This window comes from Bifidobacterium sp. KRGSERBCFTRI (assembly GCF_025908335.1).
In genome coordinates this window covers 2236367-2252991 of the sequence record NZ_CP109653.1, presented here as the reverse complement: position 1 = coordinate 2252991, position 16625 = coordinate 2236367, and the positions used below count along the sequence as shown (strand labels likewise).

15 protein-coding genes and 1 pseudogene are annotated in these 16625 nt (G+C 60.7%); 8 read left to right on the top strand and 8 right to left on the bottom strand.

What is annotated here, in order from left to right:
* Positions 1–40: 40 nt before the first annotated feature.
* Positions 41–1498, top strand: coding sequence for an NADP-dependent phosphogluconate dehydrogenase (gndA, locus tag OGI63_RS09790; RefSeq protein WP_004217685.1), 1458 nt, complete (start codon positions 41–43; stop codon positions 1496–1498).
* 78 nt (positions 1499–1576) lie between these two features.
* Here the strand turns inward: gndA and pgl are convergent, their stop codons facing one another.
* From pgl to OGI63_RS09755, 7 genes are all read right to left on the bottom strand, one after another.
* On the bottom strand, positions 1577–2368 hold the full coding sequence (pgl, locus tag OGI63_RS09785) for a 6-phosphogluconolactonase (RefSeq protein WP_004217686.1): 792 nt from the start codon (positions 2366–2368) through the stop codon (positions 1577–1579).
* Between the two features lie 79 nt (positions 2369–2447).
* Complete coding sequence (locus tag OGI63_RS09780; protein ID WP_004217687.1) at positions 2448–3398, bottom strand: glucose-6-phosphate dehydrogenase assembly protein OpcA; 951 nt, start codon at positions 3396–3398, stop codon at positions 2448–2450.
* Positions 3395–4954: a glucose-6-phosphate dehydrogenase gene (gene zwf / locus OGI63_RS09775; protein WP_004217688.1), complete on the bottom strand. Its 1560-nt coding sequence runs from the start codon at positions 4952–4954 to the stop codon at positions 3395–3397. The genes OGI63_RS09780 and zwf overlap by 4 nt, the downstream gene beginning before the upstream one ends.
* Before the next feature lie 138 nt (positions 4955–5092).
* On the bottom strand, positions 5093–5461 hold the full coding sequence (locus OGI63_RS09770) for a hypothetical protein (protein ID WP_014482984.1): 369 nt from the start codon (positions 5459–5461) through the stop codon (positions 5093–5095).
* Positions 5458–7509 (bottom strand): ferrous iron transport protein B, encoded by a 2052-nt coding sequence (gene feoB, locus OGI63_RS09765; RefSeq protein ID WP_004217690.1) that lies wholly within the window; start codon positions 7507–7509, stop codon positions 5458–5460. The genes OGI63_RS09770 and feoB overlap by 4 nt, the downstream gene beginning before the upstream one ends.
* A 48-nt stretch (positions 7510–7557) precedes the next feature.
* The gene (locus tag OGI63_RS09760; protein ID WP_012619907.1) at positions 7558–7824 is read right to left on the bottom strand and encodes a FeoA family protein; all 267 of its coding nucleotides are present in this window, start codon (positions 7822–7824) and stop codon (positions 7558–7560) included.
* Between the two features lie 158 nt (positions 7825–7982).
* On the bottom strand, positions 7983–9452 hold the full coding sequence (locus OGI63_RS09755) for an aspartate ammonia-lyase (RefSeq protein WP_004217692.1): 1470 nt from the start codon (positions 9450–9452) through the stop codon (positions 7983–7985).
* 176 nt (positions 9453–9628) lie between these two features.
* On the opposite strand from OGI63_RS09755, the gene OGI63_RS09750 reads away from it, so the two are divergent.
* From OGI63_RS09750 to OGI63_RS09720, 7 genes and pseudogenes are all read left to right on the top strand, one after another.
* Positions 9629–10093, top strand: a complete 465-nt coding sequence (locus OGI63_RS09750; protein WP_004217694.1) for a nucleoside 2-deoxyribosyltransferase — start codon at positions 9629–9631, stop codon at positions 10091–10093.
* A gap of 42 nt (positions 10094–10135) precedes the next feature.
* Positions 10136–10648, top strand: a complete 513-nt coding sequence (locus tag OGI63_RS09745) for a MarR family winged helix-turn-helix transcriptional regulator (RefSeq protein WP_004217696.1) — start codon at positions 10136–10138, stop codon at positions 10646–10648.
* Between the two features lie 89 nt (positions 10649–10737).
* Positions 10738–10929 carry a hypothetical protein gene (locus tag OGI63_RS09740; protein ID WP_004217697.1) on the top strand — a complete coding sequence of 64 codons (192 nt, stop codon included), beginning with the start codon at positions 10738–10740 and terminating at the stop codon, positions 10927–10929.
* A gap of 42 nt (positions 10930–10971) precedes the next feature.
* Positions 10972–11517, top strand: a complete 546-nt coding sequence (locus tag OGI63_RS09735; protein ID WP_004217698.1) for an AAA family ATPase — start codon at positions 10972–10974, stop codon at positions 11515–11517.
* A 545-nt stretch (positions 11518–12062) separates the two neighbouring features.
* Positions 12063–12397, top strand: a pseudogene (locus OGI63_RS09730) (ATP-binding cassette domain-containing protein); the annotation flags it as partial.
* Between the two features lie 30 nt (positions 12398–12427).
* Positions 12428–14845: a carbon starvation CstA family protein gene (locus OGI63_RS09725; protein ID WP_004217702.1), complete on the top strand. Its 2418-nt coding sequence runs from the start codon at positions 12428–12430 to the stop codon at positions 14843–14845.
* Between the two features lie 49 nt (positions 14846–14894).
* Positions 14895–15089 carry a YbdD/YjiX family protein gene (locus OGI63_RS09720; protein ID WP_004217704.1) on the top strand — a complete coding sequence of 65 codons (195 nt, stop codon included), beginning with the start codon at positions 14895–14897 and terminating at the stop codon, positions 15087–15089.
* A gap of 59 nt (positions 15090–15148) precedes the next feature.
* On the opposite strand, the gene OGI63_RS09715 is transcribed toward OGI63_RS09720, so the two are convergent.
* Entirely contained in the window at positions 15149–16588 is a 1440-nt protein-coding gene (locus OGI63_RS09715) for a glycoside hydrolase family 3 N-terminal domain-containing protein (RefSeq protein WP_004217706.1), read from the bottom strand.
* Positions 16589–16625: the final 37 nt, after the last annotated feature.

Sequence of the window (16625 nt, the reverse complement as noted above, 5' to 3'; positions counted from 1 at the left end):
TTGGTGACGGAACACAATCGAATACAGGAGGCATACATTTATGAGTGCACCGGCAAATGTGGGTGTCGTGGGACTTGCTGCCATGGGGGCGAGCCTGGCTCGTAATCTGGCCCGTCATGGCAATGCCGTGGCCATCTACAACCGGCATTATTCCCGTACCGAGAAGCTCATGGAGGAGTATGGCGACGAGGGCGCGTTCTACCCGGCGAAGACCGTCAAGGAGTTCGTCGATCTGCTCGAACGTCCCCGCACCGCCATCATCATGGTCAAGGCAGGATCGGCCACCGATGCGGTGATCAACGAGCTTGCCGAATATATGGAGCCTGGCGACATCATCGTCGACGGTGGCAATGCCTATTTCAAAGACACCATTCGCCGTGAGAGGGAACTGCGCGCCAAGGGTCTTCATTTCGTGGGCATGGGTGTCTCCGGCGGCGAGGAAGGCGCATTGCTTGGACCATCGATGATGCCGGGTGGCAGCGATGAGTCGTGGGAGCGTCTCAAGCCGATTCTCGAATCGATTGCGGCCAAGGCAACGGATGGCGAGCCGTGTGTCATGCATGTGGGGGAAAACGGGGCCGGCCATTTCGTCAAGATGGTGCACAACGGCATCGAATACGCCGACATGCAGCTCATCGCCGAAAGCTACGACATCATGCGCCGTGGCCTGAACATGACGCCCGATGAGATCGGCGGCGTGTTCGAAAGCTGGAACAAGACCGACCTCGACTCCTACCTCATCGAGATCACCGCCGAGGTGCTGCACAAGAAGGATCCGCGCACCGGAAAGCCGTTGGTCGATGTGATCGTCGACCATGCAGGCATGAAAGGCACCGGAACCTGGACGGTGCAGACCGCCCTTGAACTCGGTGTTCCGGTCACCGGCATCGCCGAGGCCGTGTTCGCACGCGGGCTCTCCGACCAGAACGTACTGCGCGAGATGGCACAGCAGAATCCGTTTGCAGGTCCCGACGGCCATATCGATCTCGGCGATCTGAGCCGCGAGGAGTTCATCGGGCAGATCCGTAACGCACTCTATGCTTCGAAGATCATTGCCTATGCGCAGGGCTTCAATGAGATCAGCGTCGCGGCACGGACCTATGGATGGAACATTGACATGGCGCATCTGGCACGCATCTGGCGCGCCGGCTGCATTATTCGTGCGCAGTTCCTTGATCGCATCTCCGAGGCCTTCGAATCCGGGCAGGCCGATGTCTCGCTGTTGTTCGCCCCGTATTTCAAGAGCGGCATAGAGCACAGCGAGGCGGATTGGCGCAGCGTTGTGGCCACCTCAGCCAAGTCCGGCCTGCCGGCGCCGGTGTTCTCGTCATCGCTCGCGTATTTCGACGGCCTGCGTGCCAAGAGGCTTCCAGCCGCGCTCACGCAAGGCCAGCGTGATCTGTTCGGTGCACACACCTATGGCCGTGTCGATATGCCGGGTGCCTACCACATCCTGTGGGCTACGCCTGAGCAGAATGAAGTCAAGATCTCCGACTGATTTCGCTTGTGGTATGGGAACGGGGCGGATGCATGAACATGCATCCGCCCCGTTCCCATACCACAAGCCGTGCGGATATCAGCAGTCCCGGCCGGCCGCCTCGTCAGTGATCCAAAGCACCTGCTGCACAGCATCCGCATAGGAGGCGGGAAGGGCAGGATTGTTCTGGGCGTGGAACGTCAATCCCATCGCCTCGGCCTTGCCCTCACGGGAGCCGCACACCCATACGTAATCCGTCCTCACGATCATCGGCACCGTCAATGACAGGCGCAATGGAGGCATCTTCGGCGAATTCGTCACACCCGTCACCAGCACATCAGGGTCGTTGATGCCGACTTGGGGCATATTCGGAAACAGGGAAGCGAAGTGACCGTCGGGTCCCAGGCCGAACATCGCGATGTCCAAATGGCCATTCTCACCGAGTTCCTTTTCGAGCTCGTCCTGATAATCGGCCGCCGCAGCCGCCAACGCCACGGCGTTGTCCTGATCGGTGGCGGCTGCGAGCTCCTCCTGCGAACGGCGGTCTGCAGGCATTTCGTGAATCTGGTTGCGGGCGATGCGTTTCGTTTCCAACAGCATGTCGAGCAGCGCGTCAGATGCTCCCACGGCATTGCGCTCGGCGCTGTTCGCAGCCACGAAGCGCTCGTCCCCCCACCACAGATGCACCTTGCTCCAATCGGGAACGTCAAGCAGCGGACTGCCTGCGAGGGCGCGGAGGATGGCGGTGCCATCGGTGCCACCTGTCAATGCGATGTCGACGCGTTCGCGGTCGGGACGGCACAGAATGTCATTGGCCAGCAGCAATGTGCGTGCCGCCACGGCATCGGCGAGAAGTTGGGGGGTGGAGTAGGAGATGTGTTCGCGGTTCATGAGTCCTCGTCTTCGAAAGGGTGGTAAACAAGATGCTGCCCGCTCAAACAAGCGGGCAGCATGCGGGGCAGGGAATGTGTTAGCGGATGCTCGGGTGAATCTTCTGCCAGCCCTTGGTGAGCACTTCGGCATAGATTTCATCGGGGTAGAGTCTGCCGAGTTCCTCGCTCATGCAATCGATCATCGAACGGATCGGCAGCGGCATGGCCTGTGGTGACTGGCCGGGTACGCTAATGCGCGCAATGCCCTCTTCACTCGGACGCCGTTCCAGACTCAGCTCGCCGTCCTTGCGGGTGAGGTAGACGCCGGTGATCGCCTGCGCATTTGGCTCGATTTCCATGGTGACCGGCACATTGAGTCGCAGGGTCAGCCATGCGGCCAACAGATCCATTGGCGGGTAGTCCTGCTCGCCGGTGATGCGCACCGACTGGATCGGCAGATGCGGCGGCTGATCCACCATTGAGGCGAGCACGGCACGCCACAGCGTCAGCCGTGTCCACGACAGGTCGACGTTCTTCGACGACCAGTTGCGGCGTAGATCCTCAATGGTGCGTTGCGGGTTCGATGAACGATATGCGTCGGTGATGCGCGTGTGTGCCATCTGTCCGAGCAGGTCGTGTGACGGGTTCGCCGGCGCTTCGGTCGGCCACCACACCACCATCGGGGTGTCAGGCAGCAGCAATGGGATCACCAACGTGTCGAGGTGATGGGTGAGGCCGCCACGCGGGCGCAGAATGATGATTTCGCCGGCGCCGGCATCCGCGCCCACACGCAGTTCCGCATCGAGATAGGTGCGTTCGGACTCGGGTTCGGTCATCTCCCTATGGCTTGGGCAGATGGCGATGACACGGCATGGGTGATCGCGGCTTGCCTCGTTGGCAATGCACAGTGAACTTTCGAGGTTTTTCTCGTCGGTTGCGACCACAAGCGTGAGCACACGGCCGAGTGCGGCCTCGCCGCGCTCCTCGTGGAGCTCGTCGATCTTTGCCGAGATTTCATCGGTCTGGGTATCGGTCAATGTCAGGATCATGGCATCCTCCAACGGTGTCCATCACGGGCAAGCATCTCCACCGCCTCCTGGGGCCCCCATGTGCCGGCACGATATGGTTGTGGTTGGCCGAGCGTGGACCAGAAATCCTCGATGGGGTCGAGGATCTTCCACGACAGGTCCACTTCCTGTGTGGTCGGGAACAACGGCGGATCTCCCAGCAGCACGTCGAGGATGAGGCGCTCGTAAGCCTCGGGTGACGATTCGGTGAACGAACGGCCGTAGCTGAAGTCCATCGAGACGTCGCGCACCTCCATGGTGGTGCCTCCGGGGACCTTGGATCCGAAACGAATGGTGACGCCCTCATAGGGCTGGATGCGAATGACGATGGCGTTCTTGCCGAGTTCCTGTGTCGCGGTGCTGTCAAAGGGCAGATGCGGGGCGCGCTTGAACACCAGCGCAATTTCGGTCACGCGGCGGCCAAGGCGCTTGCCGGTACGCAGGTAGAACGGGACGCCAGCCCAGCGACGCGTGTCGATATCGAGTCTGACGGCCGCATAGGTTTCAGTGGTGGAATCCGGGTTGATGCCCTTCTCCTCCAGATACCCCACAACCGGACGGGAGCCCTGCCAGCCTGCTGAATACTGTCCGCGAGCGGTATGCGCGGCAAGGTCTTTCGGCAGGCGTACGGCCGAGAGAATCTTCGTCTTCTCATCGGTCAGATCACGCGCATTGAACGAAACCGGTTCCTCCATGGCCGTCAATGCGAGCAACTGCAGCAGATGGTTCTGGATCACATCGCGTGCCGCACCAATGCCGTCGTAGTAACCGGCTCGCCCCGCCACGCCAATGTCTTCGGCCATCGTGATCTGCACATGGTCCACATAGTTCGAATTCCATATCGGCTCGTACATGGAGTTGGCGAAGCGCAACGCCAGCAGATTCTGCACGGTCTCCTTGCCCAGGTAGTGGTCGATGCGGAATACCGAGTTCGGGTCGAACACCTCGGAGATCACGCGGTCGAGCTCCTTGGCGCTGGCCAGATCGTGCCCGAACGGCTTTTCGATGATCACGCGCCTCCAGGCGTCGCCGTTCGATTTGGCCAGACCGCAGTTGGCGAGCTGCTGCGCCACGAGCGGGAAGTCACGGGGCGGAATCGACATGTAGAAGGCATGGTTGCCGCGTGTGCCACGGTCCTTGTCGAGTTCGGCCACCGTATTGCTCAGGCGCTCGAATGCATCGGCATCCTCGAAGGTGCCATGCACGAAACGTATGCCCTCTGCAAGCTGGTTCCAGGTGACCTCGTTGAAATGCGTGCGGCAATGCTGCTGCACATTTTCCTTGACAAATTGACGGAAATGATCCTCCGTCCAATCACGCCGTGCGAAACCGGTGAGACCGAAGCTCGGTGGCAGCAAGCCCCGGTTCGCGAGATCGTAGATCGCCGGCAACAGTTTCTTGCGAGCCAGATCGCCCGTGACGCCGAAGATCACGATCGAACATGGCCCGGCGATGCGGGGAAGCCTCAGATCTCGTGGGTCGCGCAACGGATTGACCCAGGGCGAGTCCCCGGGAGTGTGCGTTGTGTGTTCAGTCATAGTGTTCATAGTAATACCTGGGCGGGGGAGCGGGGTCTCGCCTGTTCAGCCCATCGCTATACGCATGTGCCTGCGCTATGCAAACGCATGGCGAATATGCATGCGGTTCACGATGGCTGGCGTTTGTTAACCGCATTCCTAGGAACGCTTATTGCGGCCGATTGCATTGCGTACAGTTGACGCGATATGGGCCAGAGGCGTATGGCCTCGCTTCGCGGCAGGTGGCGCGAGCGGGCAGCTTGCACAGATGATCGAATCGGGATCGGGCGTGCATGAACCGGTTCCGCATCCCGAGTCTGCCGAGAGCGACACGAAGTCAAGCCGCCCGCGCTCGCGTGCGAACACCGCGATCTGTTCGATGAAATCGCGTGGCAGATTGCTCGCGCGCGCAACCTCGCCCACTGACATACCCGATTCAAGCGAGCGGATGGTGCGTTCTACCACACCGTCCGCTCGCCCGCTGTCGGTAGCTGGGTGTGCGGCCGTCCGACGGAAACCGGTGCTCACCAGATGAACCTCAGCAACTGGAATGCGAGCACGGCGAGCACATAGGCGATGATCAGACTCATGCCCACGGATTGCATCGCTATCTTCATATTGAACTGCCGTCTCATCTCCGCCACCGTGGCCAGACATGGTGTGTACGCGAGCGTGAACACCAGGAACGCAATGGCCGCGGCCTTGCCGTGCCCTCCGGATGATTCGTCGAACGACGAGCGCAGACGGGCGCCAAGCGAGCCTTCGCCCTGGTGCTGCTCGTCCTCATCGCCGGTGTCGATGCTGTACGATTGCGCCATGGACGCGACAACGACCTCCTTGGCCACGAAGCCTGTCATCAAGGCGGCCGATGCATGCCAGTCGTCGAAACCCGCGGGCTTGAACACAGGGGCCACGGTGTCGGCCACAACGCCATACACCGAATCATGCACGTCATCCACCGCAGCGAACGAGCCGGCCGTCGCGGTCGCCGGAATGCTCTGCAGCAGCCACATGGCGATGAGCATGGTGATGATGATCGAGCTCGCGCCACGTACGAATCCCCACAGGCGCATGAGCACCGAGCGAATGAGCACGACGAGACGCGGCCACTGGTATGGCGGCAGACTCATTGCGAAAGGCTCGGAGGTCAGGCTCGTGAACTTCACCTTGCGCAGCAGGATGCCCACCAGCAGAATGAGCACAATGGAGATCACATACATGAGGAACACCACAAGACCCGCCTGCTCGCGGAAGAATGCATAGGCGAGCACCATGTACACCGACAGTCTCGCGGTGCAGCTTGAGAACGGCACAAGCATGCCCACCATCACGCGTTGGCGCGAATCGGGTAGCGTACGGGTCGCGGCGAGCGCCGGCAGATTGCAGCCGAATCCGATGACGATCGGCAAGAAGGCGCGCCCGTCGAGATGCATGCAGCGCATCGCCCTGTCCATCACGAAGGCCGCGCGGGCGAGGTATCCGGAATCTTCGAGCAACGACAGGCAGATGAACATGATGCCCATTGGTGGAATGAATGTGCCGATCGTGACGATGCCGTCGATGAGCCCGTCGACGACGAGTGAGTGGAACCAGCCGTCTACGGTATGCGGCCCGAATAGATTGAACACCCAGTCCACGCCTGCGGTGAGCCATTCGCGCACAGTGCCGTCCACCCAATCCTGGGCAGGGCCGGCCAATACCGTGGTGGCTTGGAACATCGCATACATGAGGGCGAGGAACACGATGACGCCCAGGAACGGGTTGAGCAGCACGCGATCGATGCGATCGGAGACTGTCACGCGGTCGCGTGCCTGCATATTGAGCTGTGAAAGCACGTGTGCGGCCCAGTCGAATCGTGCGTCGGCATTGCCCTCCACCCATTGTGGCACGTCGATGTCATGAGGGTCGACGGCGGTGAGTCCCGCCGGCAGCGGCGTGCCGGAGAAGTGAGTGCCGACCATATCCATGAGCTCACGCTTGCCTTCACCGGAACGGCCGTTCACTTCAATCACCGGGACGCCTCCCAGTGTGTGTGAGAGCTCCTTCGGGTCTATGCCCGCTCCCTGTTTGCGTGCGAGGTCGTTCATGGTCAATGCGACCACGGTGGGCTTGCCGAGTTCGAGAACCATGGCGAGGAAATACAGCGAGCGCGAGAGGTTCGTGGCGTCGAGCACGGTGACAATAAGGTCGGGATTCTTCTCCCCATCCAACCCCATCACGGTGTCGGCCGCCACCTTCTCATCGGGGGAGAGCGGAAGAAGGGAATAGGTGCCCGGTGTGTCGATGAGATCCCATGTGTTGCCATCATGTGCATATTCGCCTTCCTCGAGCAGCACCGTAGTGCCCGGGGCGTTCATCACACGGCTTTTTGTGCCGAGAATCGCGTTGAACAGCGAGGATTTGCCGACGTTCGGATTGCCAATGAACACGATGCGTCGGTGCGAGCCATTCGCTGAGATGCGGTGACCGCCGGTGTCGCAGCATGGCTTGGTATGGCGGCTGCGATGCCCGTCGTGTTTGCGGGGCAGTATGGCGGCGAAGCCGCGTGAGTGCTGGGAATGTGATTCGTTGCTCATATCGGTCCAAACCTTGGGAATCGTGGAATTTCGCAGATGGAATGGTACTCAATGCGCGGTCTGCGCGGTGGTTGTGGTGACATGGATGCTGCGTGCCGTGGACTCGTCGAGTGCAATGCGTTCGGTGCCCTTGGCCACCACTCGCCCTCCGAAATTCGACTTCTGCACCACGCGTACAGTCACGCCGTCGCGCAAGCCCAGCTCGAGCATGCGGAACCGATGGCGCTCATCGAGCGCGATGGCTCGGATCACCACGTCGGTGTTGAGGGGGCAGGTCTCCAACGTGAGGGAGTGGGATGGCGATGTTGAACTCATGGTTTCAGGAAAGCGCGGAATGGTTCGCGAGTCAAGAGTTTTTATGCAAAAACCAGGCAATAATCTCAGATATTGGTCATGGACTGCTCAGTATTCGGTGTGAAAAGAGGTGGGGCGTGCTTTCGCGCGGCTCGCCCCACCTCGTATGAGGCCGCTCTTCAGTCCGTTGTCGGTGAGATGACGTTGCCGTCGGCATCCACGTCACGGCAGGTCTGTCCGAGTTTTCGCGACATGGCGGCGATGTCGAGCAGTGAATCGAGTTCGGTGCGATCGGCGTCGGTGCGTTCCCCGGCCACTTCGCGCACCGATTTGCCGGTGGCGACGGCTTCCTTGGCTATGCTCATCGCCTGCTCATACCCGATCTTCCCATTCAGCGCGGCACAGATCGATGGCGACATCTCCGCGTCTCTCCGTCCCTGTTCGACGTTGATTCTCAGTCCGTCGACGCATTTCGTGCGGAACATGTCCATGGCGTTGATGGCAATCGTCATCGCGGTGAGTATCTCGTGAATGATGAGCGGGTCGAAGGCGTTGAGTTGGAGCTGGCCTTCCGCGCATGCCCAGTTGACGGTCACATCCATGCCGAAGATCGTGAAGCAGCATTGGTCCACACACTCGGGAATCACCGGATTGATCTTGCCGGGCATGATCGAGGAGCCTGCCTGCCGCGGAGGAACCGTGAGATCTCCGAATCCGCAACGCGGGCCGGAATTGAGCAGACGGAGGTCGTCGGCTGCCTTCTTCAGGTGCACCGCAAGATTCTTGAGCACGGCACTGGCTTCGATGTAGGAGCTGGTGTCGGTGACGGCGGCCACGGGATCCGAGGCGGCGGTGATGGGCAGGTCGGTGATTTCGGCGAGCACGGTGGTGGCGGTGTGGCGGAAGCGAAGATCGGCACAGATGCCAGTGCCGATTGCCGTGGCCCCCAAATTGAATACGCACAGCCGTTTCGCCAACGTATTCATGGCCTCCAAGTCGGTCGCCAGGAAGCTCGCCCAAGCGTGTATCTCCTGACCGTAGGTCATGGGCACCGCATCCTGCAGTTGTGTGCGGCCGATCTTGATATCGTTGCTATGGCGGTCTGCCTGCATGTGGAATGCTTCACGAAGACGCTGCGTGGCCTCGCGCAGGGGCTTGAGACCTTGGAGGATGGCGAGCCTGCAGGCCGCCGGATAGGTGTCGTTGGTGGATTGACTGCGGTTCACATCGTCGTTGGGATGAATGTACCCGTAGTCGCCACGGGGCTTTCCGGCCAGCTCAAGCGCGCGGTTGGCAATCACCTCGTTCATGTTCATGTTCAGGCTGGTGCCCGCTCCGCCCTGCAGCACGTCAACGGGAAACTGGTCGGCAAGCGCGCCGTTCTCGATCTCCAGACAGGCCTGCTCTATGTGATGGGCCTTGCGAGCATCGAGCATGCCCAATTGGTAGTTTGCTATGGCGCAGGCACGTTTGACGGTGGCGTAGGCTCGGATGAGCGCAGTGTGGGAGCCGTCGGCGATGCCGGTGACCGTGAAGTTGCCCATGGCTCGTTGGGTGTGGATGCCCCAGTACACATCGGCGGGAATCTCCATTGTGCCTATGACGTCGTGCTCCAACCGCGTTTCTGCAGCCTGTCTGGTCGAATCCATGCTGTCTGCCTTTTCCTTTCCGCAAGCCCGGCGGTCTGCGGTCCCGCATTCCCGGAGGCATTCCATGCTCCGGGCTGACGCAACCATTGTAGGAGCGGTCCGCCGGACTGGCCCAGAGTAGTATTGCTTACAGCCAACTTGCCGGAATCACGGTGGAAGAGAGGTTCAATAGGGCTATGAGCAATTTCGATTCCAATGAAACCATTCAGTTCACGTCCTCGAAGCCCGTCTACGACTTCTATGTGGCGGGGCCATATGAGACGGCGGAACAGGTGGAGAGCATGGAGCGCCTTGAGAAGGTGCTCAACGACCGCGGCATGAGCGTGTACCGTCCGCGTTTCGCCATGGACGTCAACGTCTCGGGCCCACAGGCGGTCTTCGCCAATCGCATCGCCGCAATCGCCAATTCCCGGGCCGTGATCGCGAATATGGACGACAACGATGCAGGTGCCGTCTTCGCGCTCGCCTACGGGTATGCGCTTGGTAAGCCGGTGTACGCCTATTGCGAGGGGATTCTGCCGAACGGTCGCATCAGTCTGATGGTGGATCAGGCCGCCACGGCCGTGCTCGATGGCCCTGCCGATCTCGAGAGCCTGCTCGATTCGGGCCGTGTCAAGCCGCTGGACCTCGACCAGCACTGAGGGTCGAAGGGGCCGGTCTGTGGCCGGCCCCTTCCATGTCCAATGTCCACTGAGCATACATCAGAATTCGAGTCACCCCGCGCCGATGTGATCGAGCACGCGCAGGCGGCCCATAGCGATCTCGATACACAGCTCATCGCATTCTTCGAGGAGTTCCGCCGTGTCGACTTGATCTACGGCGCGTATGGGCGTCGTTCCGGACTCTTGTTCAGCGTGTATCTCATTTTCGACTACATCCGTGAGAACGACGGTACGTCACAGCGGGAGATTTGCGCCTATACGTTGTTGCCCCGCCAGACCGTGAACAATGTGTTCAATTCGCTTGTCGCACAAGGATTACTCCGATTGCAGGGCAGCAAACACGACAAGCGCATCAAGCGAATCCACCTCACCGAAGAGGGGGAGCGTTACCGGGAGCGCATGATTGCACCGTTGCGTCAGGCTGAAGTGCGTGCGATGCCTACACTCGAACCCGCAGAACGTCGTGCAATGATCACCTATGTCGACAGGTTCATGAACGCATTGGAACAGCAAATCGACGGCATTGACGCCTGACATGAAGCATTGTGGTGCCCAGTGTTCTGTTTCGTCCACGCCGGTAGAGTGTGGTGTGCGGGAGGCGTGCGTCCACGAAAAGGTGGTTTATGCGTCTGTTGCCATATATTCCGTTTATTGTGCCGGAGCTCGCGATTGGACGGGTGCCGATGGATGATTTGACTATCTCCGGATTCCGTGTCGATTACAGACAGCTTGGTGCCTCATATGTGAATCGGATTCCCGCATTGCGCTCGCTCGACGAACTGGAGTTCGGTTCACCCGTCGTGCTGCTGACCTGAGAGAACGGGAGCGACAAATCGACGCTGCTGGAGGCGATCGCGGTGGTATGCGGCTTCAGCGCGGAGGGTGGTTCGCGCAACTATCGTTTCAGCACTTATGATGACTGTTCGGATCTGGCCGATGCGCTTATTCTCTACCGCAAACGAGCGATTCCGCCATCCAGTTTCTTCCTGCGCGCCGAGAGCTTCTTCACGATGGCCACGCAGGCGCGTGATTACGATCGAGGTCGCAGCGCGATGTCTGCATTGCACGAGATGTCGCATGGCGAAGGCTTCCTCGAGATCATGCTGTCACGCAATGCGCCCGGCCTCTATCTCATGGATGAGCCCGAGTCCGCATTGTCCGCCGGCCGGCAGCTGGCACTTCTGGCGCATATGCATCGGTTGGCGGAACAGGGCGCGCAGTTCATCGTCGCCACCCATTCGCCGATACTGCTCGGACTGCCAGGGGCGCAGATCCTTCAATTCGATGACGATGGCGTTCGTCCGTGTGACTACGAGGACACCGATGCCTACCGCATCACCGCATCGTTCATCAATCATAGGGATGTGCTCTTGCGTCATCTGTTTACGGATGAGGAACGGTGACATCGCTGCCGGTAACCTGTCGTGCCGTGGTTCCTCGGCTGATCTTCGCAGCCGGGTGTGGGCGCCTTGTGAAGAGAATATGTCGATTGTCCACTCGGGGACGATAGGGGATAGTCTATTAAATGTCTCAATATGGGACAATATTTCAGACCTCGTCGAATGACGCCGTTTTCTACCTATTCTGAGGAATTATGAGACTCATACTGCGTTTCATGTAACCGCACGGCTGGCTGTTGGCGCTGACCCACGTGCTGATGGCCGCCGATGTCGTCGGCGCTTTGCTGGTGCCGACCCTGGCAGCGCGGCTGCTCGACAAAGGCACCGCCGCGATGTCATTCCACGCGATGACCGTCACCGCGCTGCAGATGATCGCCGCGTCGCTCGATATGTCCGTCTTCGACTTCCGCCAGCTCGGTACCGCATCGATGGTCACGCGCACGATGAGCGATGTCGTGAACATTCAGGTGGCCATCACGGACGTCATCATGATGATGCTGCCGGTGCCGTTCATCTTCGTCGTTGCGCTTACGTTCGCGTTCAGTCTCGACACGGTGCTCGACAACGAAGCGAACAATCTGTCGGTGGGGCAGCGGCAGCTGCTCACGATTGCGCGTGTATTCCTCGCAGACCCGGCGTGCTCATTTTCGATGAGGCGACAAGCTCGGTGGACACCCGCACGGAGCAGGCGATTGCAAAGGCGATGGACGCGCTGATGGCGAACCGGACGAGTTTCGTCATCGCTCACCGACTGTCCGCAATCCGAGACGCCGACCTCATTCTGTACATGAAGCATGGCGACATTCTTGAACATGGCACCCACGAGCAGTTGCTCGCGAAAGACGGGGCATATGCGAATCTGTGCAATTCGCAGTTCGCGTGATGCTCGCGTTGCCCGAAACGTCGGACGGAGATGGTCTCTGCGACATCAGCGGCATCGGAACCGGCGCCGGGCGTGGCATACAACGACGCCGAGGAGGCGCGAATCATTCGTGACGGGAACGGATTGCCTGCCGGCATTCGGCCGAAGATGGTATGGACGTGGAAGAAGGCGGTGGCGTGGGCGCTTGTCGCCATTGTCTGCGCGGTCGGCTGGACGGTTCTGGCGGTGGCGCGCGGCGAACAGATCAGCGCCATCTGGTTCATCGTCGTGGCGCTGTGCTCGTATGCCATCGCCTACCGTTTCTATGCGTATTGCATCCAGATCAAGATCATGCGCACCGACGACGCGAACGCCACACCTGCGGAGCGCGTGCATGACGGTGCGAACTTCGAGCGGGCGGACCGTCGTGTGCTCTTCGGACAGCATTTTGCGGCGATCTCCGGAGCTGGACCTCTTGTCGGACCGATTCTGGCGGCGCAGATGGGCTACCTGCCAAGCGTCCTGTGGATCATCCTCGGCGTGATCTTCGCCGGCGCCGTGCAAGACATGCTCATGCTGTGGATCTCGGCGAAACGACAGGGCCGTTCCTTCGGCCAGATGGCCACTGATGAGATGGGCAAGTTCGGTGGCATCATCATCTCGCTGTTCCTCGTCGTGGTCACCGCCATTGCGATGGCGTTCCTCGCGCTCGTCGCCATCAAGGCCATGGCAAGCTCGCCGTGGGCCGTGTTCTCCCTGGGCATGACGATCCCAATCGCGCTGGTCATGGGCTGCTATGAGCGCTTCTTGCGGCCGGGCAAGGTCATCGAGACCACCATCCTCGGTTTTGTGCTGCTGGTGCTCGCCATTGTCGGCGGTGGCTGGGTCGTTTCGAACCCGACGCTCGCACCCATCTTCACGCTCAACGCCAAGCAGCTCGTCGTCGCGCTCATTGTCTACTCGTTCGCGGCCGCAGCGTTGCAGCACTGGCTGCTGGTGACCCCGCGCGACTACCTGTCCACATTGATGAAGATCGGCACATTGGCGCTGCTCGTCGTCGGCATCGCCGTTTCGAATCCGCAGGTCAGCATGCCGGGGATCAGCATGCTGGCCAGCCAATCGAACGGCCCGACCTTCTCCGGCAACCTCTTCCCGTTCCTGTTCATCACCATCGCCTGTGGGGCGCTCTCGGGCTTCCATGGCGCGGTTTCCTCGGGTCTCACGCCGAAGGCCGTGGAGAAGGAGAGCCAGCTTCGCATGATCGGCTACGGCTCCATGCTCGTCGAGTCGTTCACCGCCATCATCGCGCTCATTGCTGCCATCACAATCAGCCAAGGCGTCTATTTCTCGCTGAACATGAGCGCGCCCCAGATCGAGGCGACCGCTGGTTCGGCATACTCCGCTTCCGCTTCCCCCGAACAGAACGCGGTGGCTGCCGTTGGCAACATGAACGTCAAGGACATCGAAGGCAACCAGATGAAGGTGACGTGGCAGTCCCACGGCACCACGTACGAGGGCGCGGAGGCATTGACCCAGGCCGCGCATGATGTGGGCGAGGAGAGCATCGTCTCGCGTACCGGCGGTGCCACCACCTTCGCCATTGGCATGGCCAACTTCCTCAAGTCATACATGGGCGGTGAGGATTCGATGGCGTTCTGGTACCACTTCGCCATCATGTTCGAGGCCCTGTTCATTCTCACCACCGTCGACAACGGCACACGTGTGGCCCGATACCAGATCGGCGACCTGCTGGGCAATGTACGCAAGCTGCGGAAGTTCTCCGACCCCACGTGGAAGCCCGGCAACCTCATCACCACGTTCATCGCCACAGCGGCTTGGGGATCCATGCTGTACATGGGCGTCTCCGACGCGAATGGCGGCATCAACGCGATGGTCCCGATCTTCGGCATTTCGAACCAGCTGCTCGCAGCCGGCTGCCTGATGTTGGTGACCGTATGCGTGTTCAAGAAGGGGCTGCATCGGTATGCCTGGATCCCGATCGTGCCGTTGGTGTGGGATGTCGCAGTGACATTCACCGCAGACTTCCAGAAGATTTTCGATTCCAAGCTCGGCTATTTTGCCGCCGCCGCAAAATACCGCGAACAGATCGCCTCGGGGACCCTCGAGGGTGAGGCATTGGCGAACGCGCGTGCGTCGCTGTCGAACGCCTACCTCGATGGAGCGCTTTCCGTGTTCTTCTTCCTCATGATGGCCACGTTCCTGGTCGTCGGCGTCGTCGTGATCGTGAATACGGTGCGGGCCAAGGAGTATGGTACCGACATGTCCACCGAGGAACCGTTCGTGCAATCCGCATGGTTCGCCCCCTCCGGGCTGCTCGCCACGAATCTGGAAAAACGTGTGGCCCGCGAATATGCGGTGCGCACGGGTGCGTTGCCGTCTAAGAGGTCTGTGGAGCCCGATGACTCCGATGACGAGGTCGCGCTCGGCCTCCAACCACAGCTGGCATGAGGTGCATATGGCAATGCATATATCCCGATGGTTCCGCAGGATGGCCAGGATGGCAGATCTGACGCGCCGCGTATGGCGTGCGATCGTCTGGTATCTGCGGGAGGTGAGCGGCGAGGCGAGATACGGCCGTTATGTCGAGCATCTGCGCGCCGAGCATCCAGGTCGCGCGCCGATGAGCGTGCGTGAGTTCAACGATGCACGTGACGAGTATGAGCGCCTGCATCCCACCGGCTGCTGCTGCTGAAACGACCAATATCCGAGCGGGTGCGCCCCATAGGGCACACCCGCTTCCTGTTCACGGTTTCACTGCACCAAGCCGAGCTCTATTTTCAGTCTCACCACGCGTTCGGCACTCGCAGTGACCTTGGCGGCAAAACCCTTGTCCGCGGCAGCGCGGCTGCGTATGCCGTCCAGAATTGGCTGCGTATAGCTTGCGGCGTTCATGCAGCAGATGTCCCCTCCCGCATCAATGAACCGCACGCCCAGATCCTGTGGAGCAATCGAGCTCACGGCACCGGCCGAGAGGGAATCCGAGATCACCACGCCGTCGAACGGGGTACCTCTGCGCAGCATGTCGGTGACGATGGCGGGGGAGAAGGCTGCAGGATTGTCGGGGTCGATGAGTTTGTAGGTGGCCAGCGACACCATCACCATGGCGGGTTTGCCCTGCCGGATCGCAGAGGTGAATGCATTCACCTCCGTGCCGTTCTCGGTTGTCGTGTCGTCGACAATGCCGTTTGCCGTGAAATCGGTGTTGCCCCTCACCGATCCCAATCCCGGGTAATGCTTGATGGCACTGCCCACACCGCCGGCGCGCATGCCTTCGATGAAAGCTGCAGCATGCTCGCCATTGCGCTGGGCATCGAGTCCGAAATCACGGTAGAGCGCGCCGATCGGTTCATTGACGGCACGTTCGATCGTCACCGTGTCCACCGAAGGAGCCAGATTCATGGCGAGACCGGACCGTTTGAGGGGGAGGGCCCAATCCCGCGCGGCTGCGCGCAGCCGGTCGAGTGGCATCTGACCCTGAGCCGTGGCGCTGGGCATGGCATCGAATCCCGGTCCCGAAAGATGCTGGACCGTGCCGCCCTCCTGATCGGTGGCGATGAGCAATCCTGGCAATCCGGTGGAGGCGTTCAACCTCTGCAGTGCCTGTGTGGCACGCGCCACGTTCTCGACGCCGCTCACCCAGTTGCCCATCAGGATCACGTTCCCCACATGCTGCTCCTGAATCATCGCTTGCAAGGTGGCAGGGTCATTGCCGTATTGCAATGCGGCCATCACCAATTGCCCGGCGCGTTCGTCGAGGCTCATCGCCTCTACAATGCGTTTGGCCCGATCCGAGGTGCCATCCGTCTTGGGGGTGGGCGAAGGCGACGCTGTCTGCGGCATGGAAATGGTCGTGCTGGGGGCTGGCGATGATGTGCGGCTGGGAACCGATGTCGGGGCGGCTTTGCCATTCGTCGTGTCGGAATCGGTAGCATGGCGAACCGGTGCGAATGCCCCAATCGCAATGGCGACGATTGCCAATGTCACGATGACGGTCGTGACAATCCGGACCATGCGCCTGTTCCGGTTCGGCTGTGGCTTGTCGTTGTGCTGGATCATGGGTCCTCGGTTTCTGCGATGGCTGCTGTCATTGTACAGTTCGCGGGCACAGATTGCCGCCGGTGGGGCGCCGGATGCCACGCTGAGGAGCGTGCTACGCGCGAAGCGCGCAGACACCTTGACGAAGCGTGGCATCCGGCGCCCCACCGGCGGCACCCGGAGAGCCTACGCC

Coding starts and splice junctions, on each gene's coding strand:
- OGI63_RS09745 (WP_004217696.1), top strand. CDS start 10,136: ATGTCCACTGAGCATACATCAGAATTCGAGTCACCCCGCGCCGATGTG.
- OGI63_RS09725 (WP_004217702.1), top strand. CDS start 12,428: ATGGTCTCTGCGACATCAGCGGCATCGGAACCGGCGCCGGGCGTGGCA.
- OGI63_RS09760 (WP_012619907.1), bottom strand. CDS start 7,824: ATGAGTTCAACATCGCCATCCCACTCCCTCACGTTGGAGACCTGCCCC.
- gndA (WP_004217685.1), top strand. CDS start 41: ATGAGTGCACCGGCAAATGTGGGTGTCGTGGGACTTGCTGCCATGGGG.
- pgl (WP_004217686.1), bottom strand. CDS start 2,368: ATGAACCGCGAACACATCTCCTACTCCACCCCCCAACTTCTCGCCGAT.
- OGI63_RS09740 (WP_004217697.1), top strand. CDS start 10,738: ATGCGTCTGTTGCCATATATTCCGTTTATTGTGCCGGAGCTCGCGATT.
- zwf (WP_004217688.1), bottom strand. CDS start 4,954: ATGACTGAACACACAACGCACACTCCCGGGGACTCGCCCTGGGTCAAT.
- OGI63_RS09715 (WP_004217706.1), bottom strand. CDS start 16,588: ATGCCACGCTTCGTCAAGGTGTCTGCGCGCTTCGCGCGTAGCACGCTC.
- OGI63_RS09750 (WP_004217694.1), top strand. CDS start 9,629: ATGAGCAATTTCGATTCCAATGAAACCATTCAGTTCACGTCCTCGAAG.
- OGI63_RS09720 (WP_004217704.1), top strand. CDS start 14,895: ATGGCAGATCTGACGCGCCGCGTATGGCGTGCGATCGTCTGGTATCTG.
- OGI63_RS09780 (WP_004217687.1), bottom strand. CDS start 3,398: ATGATCCTGACATTGACCGATACCCAGACCGATGAAATCTCGGCAAAG.
- OGI63_RS09755 (WP_004217692.1), bottom strand. CDS start 9,452: ATGGATTCGACCAGACAGGCTGCAGAAACGCGGTTGGAGCACGACGTC.
- feoB (WP_004217690.1), bottom strand. CDS start 7,509: ATGAGCAACGAATCACATTCCCAGCACTCACGCGGCTTCGCCGCCATA.